Annotated in this window: 9 protein-coding genes; 2 read left to right on the plus strand and 7 right to left on the minus strand. The window is 47.8% G+C overall.

From position 1 onward, the window contains the following. Nucleotides 1-4 precede the first annotated feature (4 nt). The 6 genes from UNH61_RS14450 to UNH61_RS14475 all read right to left on the minus strand — a co-directional run bounded on the left by UNH61_RS14450 (nucleotide 5) and on the right by UNH61_RS14475 (nucleotide 13,360). Complete coding sequence (locus UNH61_RS14450; protein ID WP_326992659.1) at nucleotides 5-3,127, minus strand: SusC/RagA family TonB-linked outer membrane protein; 3,123 nt, start codon at nucleotides 3,125-3,127, stop codon at nucleotides 5-7. 35 nt (nucleotides 3,128-3,162) lie between these two features. Further along, nucleotides 3,163-5,055: a RagB/SusD family nutrient uptake outer membrane protein gene (locus UNH61_RS14455; protein WP_326992660.1), complete on the minus strand. Its 1,893-nt coding sequence runs from the start codon at nucleotides 5,053-5,055 to the stop codon at nucleotides 3,163-3,165. A gap of 19 nt (nucleotides 5,056-5,074) precedes the next feature. Beyond that, a complete protein-coding gene (locus UNH61_RS14460) occupies nucleotides 5,075-8,239 on the minus strand; it encodes a TonB-dependent receptor (RefSeq protein WP_326992661.1) in 3,165 nt (1,054 codons plus the stop codon). A 73-nt stretch (nucleotides 8,240-8,312) separates the two neighbouring features. Next, complete coding sequence (locus UNH61_RS14465) at nucleotides 8,313-10,094, minus strand: hypothetical protein (protein ID WP_339071672.1); 1,782 nt, start codon at nucleotides 10,092-10,094, stop codon at nucleotides 8,313-8,315. Between the two features lie 232 nt (nucleotides 10,095-10,326). Then, a complete protein-coding gene (locus UNH61_RS14470; protein WP_326992663.1) occupies nucleotides 10,327-10,971 on the minus strand; it encodes a hypothetical protein in 645 nt (214 codons plus the stop codon). 118 nt (nucleotides 10,972-11,089) lie between these two features. Then, nucleotides 11,090-13,360, minus strand: coding sequence for an excinuclease ABC subunit UvrA (locus UNH61_RS14475; protein WP_326992664.1), 2,271 nt, complete (start codon nucleotides 13,358-13,360; stop codon nucleotides 11,090-11,092). Nucleotides 13,361-13,421: 61 nt separating this feature from the next. Between UNH61_RS14475 and UNH61_RS14480 the strand changes: the two genes are divergently transcribed. Further along, the gene (locus UNH61_RS14480; protein WP_326992665.1) at nucleotides 13,422-13,853 is read left to right on the plus strand and encodes a MarR family transcriptional regulator; all 432 of its coding nucleotides are present in this window, start codon (nucleotides 13,422-13,424) and stop codon (nucleotides 13,851-13,853) included. Here UNH61_RS14480 and UNH61_RS14485 read toward each other — a convergent pair whose 3' ends face one another. Then, entirely contained in the window at nucleotides 13,854-14,801 is a 948-nt protein-coding gene (locus UNH61_RS14485; protein ID WP_326992666.1) for an NmrA/HSCARG family protein, read from the minus strand. A 106-nt stretch (nucleotides 14,802-14,907) separates the two neighbouring features. Between UNH61_RS14485 and UNH61_RS14490 the strand changes: the two genes are divergently transcribed. Beyond that, nucleotides 14,908-15,282 carry a helix-turn-helix domain-containing protein gene (locus tag UNH61_RS14490; protein ID WP_326992667.1) on the plus strand — a complete coding sequence of 125 codons (375 nt, stop codon included), beginning with the start codon at nucleotides 14,908-14,910 and terminating at the stop codon, nucleotides 15,280-15,282. Nucleotides 15,283-15,519 lie beyond the last annotated feature (237 nt).

Below are 15,519 nucleotides of genomic sequence, written 5' to 3' on the forward strand. Positions count from 1 at the left end.
TGAGTTAAAAACCAACACTGATACCGATATTATAGACTTTATAAACAGGGAAGCCTGTAAAGCCGCTACCTTCCGGACCAAAGTCGTGCGATTTCATATGATCCCAGGTGATGAGATTCTGGCCGCTGGCGATTATTTTAATATAATCTGCCGTGATACGTTTTGCTATGAATGACGGTAACGTATATACGATTTCTACATTCTTCAACCGGAGATACGAGCGGTTATAGCTAAAGAAATCGTTGCTTTCCTGATTAACGGTTTTTGCGAGCGACAGTGCAGGGTAGCTGATTGGCAGGTGCTGGCTGTATCTTTCGGGCGTCCAGGCATTTGCGTGCAGTGCGCCGAATACGCCATCATAGTCAGTTTCAGTTACACCGGGACCACTATAAATGGAAGAGAAACTTCCAATACCCTGGAACAGGAAGTTGAGGTTGAAAGCCTTATAGCGCACGCCTCCACTGATAGCGTACACGCTGCGCGGCAGCATTCCGTTACCGACAGGGGCCTTATCCCGGTCGTCGATAACATGGTCGCCGTTCAGATCCTTATATCTCAGATCCCCTGCCCTTACTGCAGCCATACCCTTGTAGGTAAGTCCGCTCTGGGTAATTTCATCGGCGGAGTTGAAGAATCCGTTGCCTTTACTGTAATCTACCAGGTAACCAAATTCCTGCCCTACAGAAAAGCCCTCTTTACGTTTACGATAAGCGTAATCTGCGGATCTGATAGCTTCGTTGGCGCTGATCACCATATTCTTCTGGTAGCTCAGCTGGCCACCCAGGGAAATATCTACATCGCGGTTAAGGCTCTTTGCAAAGTTCAGCGCCACTTCGAATCCTTTGTTTTCGAACACCCCGGAATTGGTACCCGGGAATGTGGTGGCGGGTATTCCCACATAAGAAGGTATCGCATCGCCGGAAGCTACCACCATGTTAGTCATACGTTCTTTGAAGAGATCCGCCGAAATGGTGATAGCGTTAAAGAGTCCGATATCGATACCAGCGTTTTGTTTGGTAGAAATTTCCGCGCGGATATCGGGGTTACCGAGTTTATTTTCGTGTATAACATATTGCAGGTAGCCTATTGGCCCGCCGCCGTTAACGCTCACATTATCGAGGTAGGCATAGCGATCGAGGCCGGTTTGGTCGTTGCCGGTCTGGCCCCAGGAAGCCCGTAATTTCAGCAGACTTAACCAATGCAGGTTTTCCATGAAGTGCTCGTTCGTGATGTTCCATCCTGCTGATACTGCCGGCGTAGCTACATAACGGTTAGCACGGGGATACTGTTCGGATCCGGAATAGCCTGCATCCAGTTTCAGGAAATAGCGGTTATCATAGTTGTAAGCCACTTCTGCACCGGAGTTCACCCTGTTGTAGGGCAAGAGGCCGGGAGGCGTAACATCTGCGGTACTCAGGTTCTGATAGAACATATAGCCCAGGGCGCTGATGTTATGACGGTTGAACTCACGCTTATAATTAAGCATGGCGTTGTAAGTGAGATGGTAATAATAAAGGGCGCTTTTGCTATAACCCAGGGGTATATTATTGTTTGAACCTTTCTTTACGAACTGTAATGCGCCATCAGTGCCTGTATTCACATATCGCTCATAATCCTGCGTGGTACCGAGGCTACCTACAGAATTGGTTTGATAAGCAAATGTACCCAGCAGGCTAAGTCCTTTTGTCAAGAAGCTGAGATCTACGTTTAGCCCTACCTGTGAGTAGATATTAGTAACAGTATGACGATAATACCCGGTGCGGTTCAACATACCGAAAGTGGGATCGCTTACTTTATCGGTAGTAATCACCTGACCACCCGGATCGGTAATTTTTCCTGACGACGGATCGGTTACCGGGGGAGTCAGCGGGCCATACATAGTAGGCGGCAGCAGGAACATGCTGCCATATACCGCGGCATTACCCGGACCTGGCGTGCGTTCTCTTTTAACGTTACCGCCTAAACGAAGGAATCCTTTGATGTATTTATTAAGAGTGATATCGAGATTACTACGGTAATTTACCCAGATGTTGTTGGCATTGGGGTTATACTTTGGCTGGTCTGTATTGAACTGACCTCCCTGATGCATGACGTTGATGTTGGAAAAGAACAGTACCCGGTCACTTCCGGCCGACAGGTTAACTGCTACCCTTTGCATGGAAGCCATCTCATTAAAATAGCGATCGTACCAGTTGTTGTTGGGATATGCGTTTCTGTCGCTGCCGGATTTAAAGCCATCGATTTGTTTTTGGGAGAAGAGATAATGATCTCCCAGCCCATCGTTAACAGCGGCCTGGTTGCGCATCATCGCATAATCGGCGGAACTGTACATGGTAGGTTTGGTACTCACCTGCTGGAATGATTGATCCATCCTGACATTTACTCTCAGCTTCCCTTTGGTACCTTTTTTTGTAGTTATTACCATCACGCCGCTGGCGCCCTGTATACCATACAAGGCTTCCGTAGAGGCATCTTTCAGTATAGAAATGGATTCAATTTCGCTGGCAGAAATGTATTCCAGTGTTTCATTGCTGTGATAAGGTGTAGGAATACCATCTATAACAACGAGCGGGCCGTTGTTGCGGCCGGATGATAATCCTCTTATATACAGGTTAGTAGTAGATCGGGAGAGTTCTGAAGATACCTCGAGGGTAGTTAGTCCGGGTAGCCTTCCGGGCAATGTTTGCGTCAGGTTAGCTACTGGTGAGCGTTCCAGCACCTCGCCACTTACGGTGGCAACAGCGCCGGTCACTTCTTTTCTCAGCTGGCTGCTATAGCCCAGCTGCACCACTTCTTCCTGCTGATGTACATCCGGCTGTAATACTACCACAGGAAGCTCTTCTCCTGCAATTTTAACGGATTGCCTGACATAGCCCCGGGCCTGGAAAGTAAGCCGTTCGCTGTTGTCATCTACCAGTAACGTATACTCTCCTTTATCATTCGTGGAAGTACCGTTCCTGCCACTTTGGGAATTGACGGCAATTCCAGGCAGGGGCTTATTATACTGATCCACTACCCTGCCTCTCAGAACGGCAGATGCATGCTGAGCTTGCAGGCACACAGGCAGGATGCTCAGTACCAGCAGGGCGCATGTAAATATTATGTTGACAGATAGTCTGTATTTCATGTTGTTGATATTACAAGCGTTTACAAAAGAGATCATTACCAACCGGGGTTCTGCCAGTTAGCGCCGGTGATAGACAACAAACGGTTCGCCTCTGCCAGTGGAATGGGCATAACGAGGAATTTATTGGTGTAGTTCCTCCGTTCATTGTCTCTCACAACACGGCGTTTATACGCATACGTGCCATCAGCGTTGCGGGTAATTTCCATAGCGGTTACCCACTTGTCCGTCTGGGAAAGGTCGCCGGAAGGCGAAGACCAGCGTCTTACATCAAAGAAGCGGTGTTCTTCCATCGCCAGTTCCACTCGACGTTCGCTGTGGATACGCTTTATCAGGTTCTCCTTTGAAAGTGGCGGCAGCGGCGGCATTCCAACTCTGGCGCGGATTTCATTCACAGCGGCAGCAGCTTCATCCAGTTTTCCATCTTCAGCAGCGGCTTCTGCGAAATTGAGTATCACCTCACCGAGGCGGAAGTATTTGTAATTAGCACCGCCTATGGGATTGTCGTTGCCGGAATTGGGATGCAGGAATTTTCGTTCGAAATAACCGGTGCGGGTGGCCTTTCTCACAGAGCCGGAAATACCTGTCTGTGGCTCTCCTACATAGGTGGCTATCACACGTGCGCGGTTGCCTGCAGGAGCCGGATAGTTTTCGTACGACTCTTTCACCTCTGAAAATCCCCACCAGGCCTTTCTTCTGGACCCATTGTAATAAATGGACGCATAAAAACGGGGGTCACGATTATCGTATGGCTTGTTAGGGTCATAAAGCGTATTTGCTTTGTTATAATTGGGCTGTGTATGCTTTTCATCGAGGTAAGGTTTATCCATGTCCAGTACCGGCTGTCCATCTGCGGTTTCATAAGCATCCACCAGCTCCTGCGTCGGGCAGGTACCGGCTTTATAGCCATCCTGTGCGCCAATGCCATCGATATCCCATATATTCCCTTGTCCGTCGCGGCTCTGATAAAGCGTTTCCTTATCTATGGGATTGGCAGAATACGCCATTGTTTGCGTGAAATACTCGTTATAGAGGGCGGTGTGTACCTCTTTATTTGGCCCCAGATAAGCATCGTCCGACAAATAAGTTTGCGGAAGATTTACTTTGTTATAGAGCGCAAAGCCTTGTGCTCTCAGGTTGGCCAGCGATGTTTTATTGATGGTATATGCTTCATCCCAGTGATTCTGTCCGTCGTTATAAAGCGGACTGGCAGCGAAAAGGATCATTCTCGATTTGAGCGCTTCAGCCAGGGCTTTGTTCACCCGGCCACCTTCAGCATTGGTGGTAATACGCCAGGGCAGTTCATCCGTTGCCAGGGCAGCGTCGCAGTCTTCCATAATGAACTTTACCACGTTGTAGTAGCTTTCTTTTTTCAGCTTGGAGAAGTCGTCCGTGAAATTATACACCGTTCTTTCAATAGGGAGCGACGCCCCAAACCACTTGAGCAGTTCTGCATAATAGAATGCTCTCAGGAGGCGGGCCTCTGCTTTCCAGCGTTTGCGGGTTCTGTCCGAGCCTACCTTAGCAGTATCGATGCGGCTAATGAATAATGCGCAGTTGCGTATAGAGTTCCAGTAGCGGCCCCAGTAATCGCCGTTGCCCATGTCGCTGCTGATATCGTTAATAGGATTGCTTCCTGCAGAAGCATCGCCATTGTACATACGGCCTGACATGATCCAGGGTTCCGCTTCCGCATCGGTGTCCCATGCCTCATCGCTCCACTCCACGGGACCTCGGCTCCAGAAAAAGTAGCGTACACCTTTTGCAGGCAGGTTATTATAACAGGTATTTAAGAAATCACCTACTTTAACACTGTCTGCAAAAACATCGTTAATCGAGATCTTGCCATCGGGAGCACTATCCAGGGCCTTTTTACAGGCGCCAGTAGCCAGCAGCAGTACCAGTATACAATATATGTAGATCGTTTTCATATCGTCAATTGTTAGAAGATCAGAAAGTAGCGTTTAGTCCGAAGCTGAACATCTTGGTTACCGTATAGCCGATAGAGTTATTGGTTTCCGGATCAAGGTGCCCCATCTTCAACTTATCCCAGGTGAAAAGGTTCTGGCCTCCTACGTATACCCGAATGCCCTTTATAGCAGCCTGTTTCAGCAATGAGGGCGGAATATTATATGCCAGCTCCAGGTTTTTCAGGCGTACAAACGACCGGTCCATGATAAAGAAATCATTGGCCTGGTGGTTGGTAGTGGTACCGGTGCTCAGCGCAGGATAAGTGATCTTCTCTCCTTTTGCATACCGCTCTGCCGTCCACGCATGCTCGTGATAGTCGAAGTACGTTCCCTGCTTGATATTCTCGTATACTCCCTGGTTCGCATAGTTCGATGAATACTGACCTACGCCCTGGAAGAAGATGCTGAATTCGAAAGCCTTGTAGCCGAGGTTCAGGCCCGCGCCATAAATAATACCTGGTATGCTACTGTATTTGATTGGCGCCAGGTCTTTGTCGTCTATCACGCCGTCGCCGTTCAGGTCTTTATAAATAAAATCGCCTACTCTAGGTGTTCCGAAACCATAAGTTGTATGTGAGAGGAACTTGTCGAGCTCTTCTTTTGAATTAAAGTAACCGTTACCGTTACTATAGTCTATTTTATATCCCCATGACTGTCCGATCGAGTAACCAGTATTGCGGTAGCGATAGGCGTATTTATCGCTGTTGATGGGTTCGTCGAGGAATTTCACGACATTATGATTATATCCGAAGTTGCCCTTGAACATTACCTGGAAATCTTTGGTGATATTCTTATGATAATTCAGTTCTATTTCAAATCCCTTATTATCAACCACACCGAGGTTTAGCTTAGGAATATTATTAAGCGGCACCCCCTGTAGCTGAGGTACGGTTCCACGACTGTACAGGATATCGGAGCGGTTTTCCAGGAAATAATCGAAAGTAATTCCCAGGTCGCCGAATAGCTCCAGGTCGATACCATAGTTTTGTTTTTTAGCAGTTTCCCAGGTAATCCTGGGGTTAGCCAGCAAACCCTGATTGATACCACCACCCAGGCTTGGCAACGGGCCGCCGCCTACGGTGATGTCACTTAAATAAAGGAAACGGTCTGAGGTGCCCAGTTTATCGTTACCTACTTTACCGTAAGAGGCACGCAGTTTCAGATTGGTGATCACGTTGTTACCTTTCAGGAAGGCTTCATTGCTGGCAACCCAGCCTGCGGACACCGCGGGGAAAAAGCCAAATCGTTTAGTGGGAGCAAATTGTTCAGAGCCATTATAACCGAAATTGAATTCCACCAAATAACGGTTATCATACGCATAGGTGGCCCTGCCGGAAAGACCGATTACATTGAACGGAATGTCGCCTCCCGTGGTTTCCCAGTAATCGCGTTGCGCCAGTATCAGGCCGCCTACAGCGTGTTTGCCGCCAAACGTCCGGTTGTAGAGGATGCTTCCCTGCATATTGATATTGTAGCGTGAGTCCGCTCCTTTAACCAGGGATATGCGGCCATCGTTGGCACGTTTCAGCGTGTAACTTAGCTCGTCGGTAGCATAATTAATAAGTGCGGTGTACAATTGTTCTGTTTTATATCCCTGCATGGCGGTAGTAGCCCTGGAATCGTAGGAGATCATTCCCTTCAGGCTCAGGCCGCGGGTAACAAGGCTGCTAAGATCCCATTGTAACCCAAGCGTGCTGTTAAGGTTGGAACGTACTTCCTTACGGTATCCCTGGCGGTTTATGACTTCGAACGCCGACCGGTCCAGATAACCCGGATCTACGACCTTTCCTTCCGGTACACCGAATCCTGCGATGGTAGTAGGACCTGGGGTAATAGGCAAAATGGTCTGGGCCTGATAAATGATGTCGGACATCATCCAGTCGGTGGACGATCCGGGGTAAGTACCAGCGGAAGGCATATTCACTTTTTCGATATAGGAACCGATGTTCAGGAATGCTTTCAGTGAAGAAGTAATCCTGTAATCGAGATTGGTGCGGAAGCTGTACCGGTCCATTTTAAAGGTGGGATTGTATCCCAGCTGTGAAGGTGACTCTGTTTTGATATTACCACCCTGGTGCAGGAAACCAGCATTGGCAAAATAAGATACCTTATCGGTTCCGCCGGAGAGGTTCATGTTCACCCTGGTCTGCGGCGCGAATCTTTTGGCGAATTCACGGTAGTAGTCGTGATCAGGGTACATATATTCTCTCACCTTTGCTTTCTGTGCGTAATCAGGATCTTTAGGATCCAGTCCGGCCAACGGGTTGGCGTATTTATCCATTATCTCCTTAGGAAAAGGCAGGGGCATATTATCGTTAGCGGAAGCTTCATTACGCAGAGCCATGTACTCGAGGGAGTGCAGGCGTTCGGGTTCCCGGGTAAATGCGGAGAAGCTCTGATCGGCAGTAACATTGAGTTCAGCGCGGCCTGGTTGTCCCCGGCGGGTGGTGATCAGGATAACGCCGTTGGCGCCTCTTACCCCGTAAACGGCGGTAGCAGAGGCATCTTTAAGAATGGAGATAGAAGCCACTTCGTTTGGATCGATGGTACGCAGGTTATCGCGGGGCACATCGTCGATAAGGATCAGCGGGCTTTTCCCATTAACAGTACCGGCGCCACGCAGGTACATGGTAGCATCATCGCGACCAGGCTGGCCGCCGGCCGACTGGATGGAGGTAAGACCTGGCAAACGCCCGGCCAGCGCGTTGGCGATATTGGCGGAGGAGCTTTGTTTCAGCTCCTTCGGGCCAACAGCAGCAACGGCGCCGGTAACGGATACTTTCTTCTGTTGTCCGTAACCTACCACCACTACTTCATTCAGTTTCTCGTTGGTGGCTGACAGTGGTACATAAAGATTGGTTCGGCCACCTACCGCTACTACCTTGCGGTTGTAGCCGATGTAGGTGAATACAAGAATGGCATCCGGCGAAGCATTAAGAGAGAACTTACCTTTTGCATCGGTTTGGGAGCCGGTGGCAGCGCCGTCTACTTTAACGGTTACCCCTGGCAGGGGTATGGTACCGGTGGAATCTACCACAGTTCCTGTAACATTGATCCTGACTTGTGCCAGTGATGGCCAGGAACAACAGACTGCTGCCAGGAACAAGCATAGCATTGCCCAGTGTTGTTTACACATGTTTCTCATGTCGTGGTCTTTTTTAGACTGTCGAAAGATGATTTTGGTCTGATAAACTTTTACTTAATAAAAACGTGGATATTTACTCTTCTTCTTTGTACAGGTAGTTAAAACGGCCGGAAGGCGCTGCATCTCCATTTACCAGGAAGTCCATGACATCTCCTTCCTGTTGCATATTATCCGACCATTTGAATTCAAAATTGAGGTGACTCTCTTTTCCTTCCAGCAACTTTCTTGGGATACGTAGTTCCAGCTGGTTACCTGTGTATTGATAATCTATCTCTGCCACTTTCTTCCAATTCCATCCCCTTATTGATTTTTCCAATATGGCTTTTTTACCCGGCGTGACCCTGTTAATGACATAGTCGTATCCTTCCCAACCTGATTTTTTGTTACGGTCGGTATCGATGAACAGCCGCATCCAGCGCGGGCTGTTGGCAGGCGTCAGGTTTTCCGCGGTTTCCACGTAGAAGTATACATATTTTTTATCCCGCGCTACCCTGGCAGCTATGATATCATTGCGGCCGGTATTATTAATATAATGAGTGCCTGCATAACCATCTGCGTCGCGGTGGAGAGTGCTGCCTTTGTGGGCGGTATAACGGGGTAATACGTCCTGCCAGTCGCTGAACTGTCCGTCGATCTGCAGGCTTTTTTCCGGTGAAACTTTCTCCGGTGCCGGCATTCCCTTAAAGCGGCGGATATTGGATACCAGCTGGTAATAATAATTATCGAGATGACCACCTTTCATTGGTTCAATATCCCTGCTGCGTTCGGTGTCAAATTCGTCGGGGAACGCATTGGGCTGTCCCTGCCAGGTATCATATCTTCCGGCCACCCATTCGTTCCAGCCGGTAACAAAAATCAGTTGCACAGGCTGTGTAAGGGCGTGATCCCACTGTTCCTGGAAGTTGAGCCCGTAGTTATGTGCATCGGGCCTGGGATCCTGGCCATGTTTGTCGGTATAGCTCCGGCCAAACGATCCCGGTGCATTCATTGCACTCAGTCCGTTGGCTTTGGTCCAGTTCTGGGAAACGCCCACCGTCATTTGTTCGAAGGTACCGTTGGCATCCTTCGCAAACCCGTGCTGAGGGTAGATTTCCAGCCATCCCCAATGGTCGTTTCGCTGTGGACCTTTATTATACACCGGCTGTCCGGGGCGGAAGGTGAAGAAATTTTTGATGTCGGGATTGTCGATGTTTTCTTCATAGGCCATGATCAGGGGCTTACCCTTCCACATAAACCACAGGTCTTTATACAAACCGGGTTTATACAAATCGTTATACAACTGATTGATGGCACTTTTAGAACCCTCTGTTGCGCCAAAAGGCAGCATAAACGCGATCTGCGGGGTTCTGATACCATTTTTCCTCGCGTCGCTGAACACCTCACAGAGACGCACATACGCAGATTTCCAGACCAGGTCGCCATTGGTACAATCGAACATGATCATATCCACACCTGCATCTGCCAGCATTTCCGCATGTTTCCAAACCACCCATTTATCGAGGTTGGAATAGAATCCGAATAAAGGCTCATTCCAGAAAAACTGTACATCCTTTTTCGGCCAGGCGGGATCATTGAAATTAGCCAAAGCACCGGGATGTTGCTGCAGGAAAGCAGTGGTATTGACCGGTTTCAGTTTCCTGGCCATTTCGGCATGCCAGGTCCAGTAGAACATACCTACGAAACGATCAGATTTAAGTGGACCGGCTTCTTCATAAGTTGGTAATTTCCTGCCCAGTGCGTCCGTAGCAGGCAATGAGGCGGAGTAATTTTCAAGAGGCTGCTGACCCAGCACACTTGCGCCAGTAGACATGAGTATAAGGGAGCAACAGCAATACTTTAGTAGCGCTTTTTTCATATAGTGGAATCTGAAGTGCCGATTGTTACCTGCTGCTGCGGCGAAAGTGCTCATTCCAAAATAGTGTGTACAAGAATTCCCAGACGGCAGATAAAGTACCCAATATTACCAGCAAAAAACCGCTTCAGCAACCTGCTCTGTCATGGACCATCCTGCACTATCCTGTAAAAAAGCAAAGGTCACGGGATAAGTGTACCCGCGACCTTTATTTATAGATTATATCAATCGAACGTCAATTAAACCTGTTCATCAGATCATCGAAGCGTATATGCTCTGTTGACATATGCGCCGGGCTTCCGTACCTTTTCAGGTATTTCCATTTGAGCCCTGGTTCGATGAATTGCGGAGCTATTGTTCCACCCAGCCGGTGAACAGTTCTGTTGGTTAGCCGATGGTAATCATTCTTATAGATTTCGAAAGTCTGGCAGGGAAAACCTTTTCTCAGGCGGAAATCAGCATCCCACAGATACAGGATATTGTCTTCTTCAAATTCCACCATATAAAGATCGCCTTCATCTTCATACTCTGGGGCAACAGCTACCTGCAAAGCTTTGACCAGGGTCACTTCCAGTTCATTATCCATCAGCAGCTGATTAACTTTCATCAGTCGTTTCTGACGCAGCCGGCGCTCTTTGAAAATTTCATAGGGCGCCATGATCACAAATATGAAGCACAGCACGGCCAGTGTTCCCATGACGAATAACCCCAGCCCTTTGCCTATCCACAGGGCAGCATCAGCAAACGCAATTCCTGTCAGCAATATGAACAGGAAGTGGTAAGCCCGGTACCTGGATTTTTTTCTCTTCGACAATAATCTTTTCAATTTATTCAAGGCACGTATTTCATCAGCATAGAGCGATCTCCGGATAAGTTTCATAAAAATTGTACAGGAATTTGCGTGGTTATCTCCGATGGATGCGTAACATAAAATTTGCGCCGAAAAGATAGTGAATTTTGCGGAGGAATCTGATATTCTGCGATGAAAATACAGTGGCTTACGATTTTTGCCGGATATATTTTTTCAGATAGATGCCTGTTTGTGAGTGTTCACAGTTGAGTATTCCGGCAGGAGTGCCTGCAAACACCACCTTGCCGCCATCGCGGCCGGCGCCCGGCCCCATGTCGATGATCCAGTCGGCCACACTGATCACATCCAGGTTATGCTCAATAGCGATGACCGTACTGCCGCCATCCACCAGTTTGTTCAGCAGGCCAATCAGGCGGTCGACGTCCGAGAGGTGAAGTCCGGTGGTAGGTTCGTCGAGCACATAAATGCTGCCGCTATTCCCCAGCTCTGTTGCCAGTTTGATACGTTGACGTTCTCCGCCGGAAAGTGAATCCAGTGGTTGCCCGAGGGTGAGGTAATCCAGCCCGGTTTCGTGTAGCCGTTGCAGTGTATTATTGATGTCTGTTTCCTCAAAAAAGCTCAGGGCTTCTTCTACATTCAGTTTGAATACTTCGTCGATGTTCTTTCCTCTGAGTCTATATTGCAGTACCTCTTCTGTAAAACGTTTGCCATGGCATACTTCGCAGGTACTTGCCATAGCATCCATAAATGCCAGATCGGTGTAGGTGACGCCCAGTCCTTTACAGGCGGGGCATGCGCCGGCGCCGTTAAAGGTAAACATGCCCGCGTTTACTTTATTGCTGCGGGCAAACAGCTGGCGGATCGCATCAGCCATTCCGGTATAGGTGGCGGGGTTAGACCGTACCGAACCCGGGATAGCATTCTGGTTGATGCAAACCGTTTCGGGGTACAGGCGAGGCAAAACGCCGTTAATCAGGCTGCTCTTTCCGGAGCCGGCTACACCGGTTACCACCGTCAGCACGCCGGTGGGGATATCGATATCCACGTCACGGAGGTTGTGCAGAACGGCGCCCCTGATTTCGAGGAAGCCGGAAGCCTTTCTGACAGGGCGGTTGACCGGTAGTTGCTTGCGTAAGCAGGCGCCAGTAAGGGTGGCTGATTGTATCAGTCCTTTTACTGAGCCCTGGAATACTATTTCGCCGCCGTGTTTACCTGCTCCCGGCCCCATGTCGATAATATGGTCTGCGATGGTAATCACATCCGGGTCGTGTTCTACAACGAGTACTGTATTTCCTTTGTCCCGGAGTTGTTGCATGAGCTCATTGAGTTGGTGAACATCGCGGGCATGCAGACCGGTGCTTGGTTCGTCGAAAATATAGAGCATATCGGAGAGGCTGCTACCGAGGTGGCGCACCATTTTCACGCGTTGCGATTCTCCGCCGGAGAGTGTAGCAGTTTCCCTGCTGAGGCTGAGGTATCCGAGGCCGATATTAATCATGTGGGTCAGCCTTTCCCTGATGGCCGCTACCATGGTTACTGCCAGAGGATCAGTGATGCTTTCTATTTCGTGAATAAGATCGCTGATTTGCAAGATGGCATAATCGGCGATATTTCGTTCGTTGATGCGACAACTCCTCACTTTTTCATTTAGCCGGGTGCCGCTGCATGTAGCACATTCACCTCTGGTCACCACCTGTTTCAGGGCTGCCTGCAGTGTTTTCTTATCTTCTTCCGGCTCCTTATCCAGGAAGCGTTTAGTAAAACGCGGAATAACACCTTCGTATTTAGCAGAAGGCCACCATCCGGGCGCCGGATTAGCGGGTTTGATCTCCTCCGAATAAAGTAACAGCTGCCACTCATTGTAAGAATACTGTTTCAGTGGTTTATTGTTATCGAAATAGCCCGACATGACGTACCGTTTCCACAATGCGGTACCGGGACCGAAAGCGGGGAAACGGATGGCGCCTTCATTCAGCGATTTATTCCGGTCGAACAATTTGTTGATATCGACGGTAGTTACTGAGCCTATGCCATTACAAACAGGACACATACCTTCCGGATGATTAAAGGAGAATACATGTGAGTATCCGACAAAAGGCCTGCCTATACGGGAAAACAGCAGTCGCAGCAACGATGCAATATCGGTAGTGGTACCTACCGTAGAGCGGGCATTTCCACGTATCTGTTTCTGATCAACAATAATAGCAGGGCTCAGGTTTTCCAGCAGGTCTGCCTCGGGCTGCCCGTAATGAGGCAATCTGTGACGGATGAAGCTACTGAAAGTTTCGTTCAGCTGGCGTTGTGCCTCCGCGGCAATCGTATCAAACACGAGCGATGATTTCCCCGATCCGGACACGCCCGTTAACACGGTGATCTGCCTCTTTGGTATGCTGACATCAATATTTTTAAGGTTATTCTCTCTGGCGCCTTTAACAATGATCATATCTCGTTTTCCCATCTCTCTAAAAAATTTAAATAGTTAACAAAGTTAATCATTAACTTTGTTAACAAATAAAAATATGCCGAAGCCACCAGTAGCAGATCAGTTCGAACAGGCTTATACAGATCTGCAATGTTTAATTATAGCGCAGGTCAATAAATTCAGTTCGGAGAAACTGAGTGCCACGCAATACCTGATTCTGGATGCGATCATCCGGAACGGGCACACCAGTACAGGCGATCTGGCGAGGCAGTTCCGGATCTCCCCTCCTGCTGTATCGCGTCATATAAAGAAGTTAATGGAGGATGGTCTTATTGTTCAGAAACGCGACGAAACCGACAGGCGTATTTATTACAACGCTGTGACGGCCAAAGCTGTAAAGCTGGTAAGCCAGGCTAAGAAGATGCGAAAAACGATGTCGTTGCAGATACAGCAGGTGCTATCGGAAAAAGATTGCAGGGAGTTTGTGAGGATTTGCAGGTTGATTACAGAGAAAATAGAGATAACCTAATCAATATGAAATCTTTTGACCTTTCCATCCAGTGGTACGTAAAAATTGTTCCCAATTGAGGGTATTTTGATTTATCCTTCTGCTCCACAGCAGGTCACGGTCTTCCCTGAAATATCCATATTCTACTGCATATTCTACCATCCCTGTAATTTCCTGTACCAGCATCTCATTTGAACTGAATTGCGGAAAATGATGCAACAATTCCTCCCGCGTAAATGCAGCACTATATACAGCTTTCCTGCCAGTTACGCTGATAAAAGTATCGACCATTTCCCGGGGAGAAATAAAATCCCCGATAACAGGGAGAGATTTGCCAGCATACAGATCCGGATTCGATATAATTTCCAAAACAGCGGGGCCAGTGGCAGTAAGAGGGTCAACAAAGGGTGCACGGAAGTCTTCAGGTAAATAAACAGGAAATACAAGCGTATCTCCTTTCATGACTGGTGTATAGAATTCAATCAGATTCGTGTAGAAGAACGCCATGTAAATAAAAGAACTACTGACTGGCAGTGTACGGATATATGCTTCGATGTTAGCCTTATCGGTAAAATGCGGGGCAAATTTTTTCCCGTTGGTAATTTTATCTACGTTCTCTAAACTGCTAAAAACAATATGTGGAACACCGGCTTCAACAGCAGCATCAGCCAGTTGTTTGCCCAACTCCAGCTCGTAAGTTGCCGGTGGCGCAATGTTAGGCGTCATTAAGAAAACGCTATCCGATCCCTGAAATGCTTCTGCAAACTCTTTTTCATGCCCAGGTTCAAGAGGTAAATTTATAAGCTCGGCTCCCAGTCCGGCCAATCTGAGTGCCTCCGGCGCATCCACCCGGCGCGTAATACCGCGTACCCGATAACGCCCACTCTGTAACAGCGTACGCGCGGTGCTAAGGCCTTGCTTGCCCAAAATACCGGTAACCGTGATTAACGGTTTATCTTTTTGTATCATTCGTCGTACTTTTTTATTCTTACTATAATTATTTTAGTCACAAAACTATTTTTAGTTAAATACATTTGCAATAACTATCGAAATGGATAGGTTAAAAAAGAAGCAAATGAAAACAGAATGTATTGGTGATTATGTGAAACTGAAAGGGAAGATTTACCCTTGTACAGTAAGCCTTACAATGGATTTGGTGGGTGGGAAATGGAAGGTGGTTATTCTTTATCATTTAAAAGATGAGGCAAAAAGATATAGCGAACTCCGTAAAGAAATGCCGTCAGTTACAGAAATGACATTGAGTCTGCAATTGAAGCAATTGGAGAAGGATGGGTTAGTGTCGAGAAAAGTCTATGGCAAAAAACCTCCCGTAAAGGTTATTTATAGCTTAACTGATTTTGGAAAGACATTTGTTCCCGTTCTGGAAGCCATTACAGCATGGGGTAATAAGATCGCCAGGGAGCATGGTGAATTTGTAAACGCTTCCTGATATCGGGTATCCTTCGAACTTTTTATTTTATCAGGCGTTAAAATACTATCAGAATTGTCTGACTTTTGGTAATATAACACTTTTTTCATATACGCGCAACTGTATGATGTACAAGTCATTGTAAGGTTCTCAATCTGGTATCTCTTACCTATCTCTTACCTATCTCTTACCTATCCTTTACCCCTCGATGTGGCAACCTTGTCTTTGCTCCATCCTGAAATCAGTACTTTTTTCTCT

The organism is Chitinophaga sp. 180180018-3, assembly GCF_037893185.1.
Taxonomy (GTDB): Bacteria; Bacteroidota; Bacteroidia; order Chitinophagales; family Chitinophagaceae; genus Chitinophaga.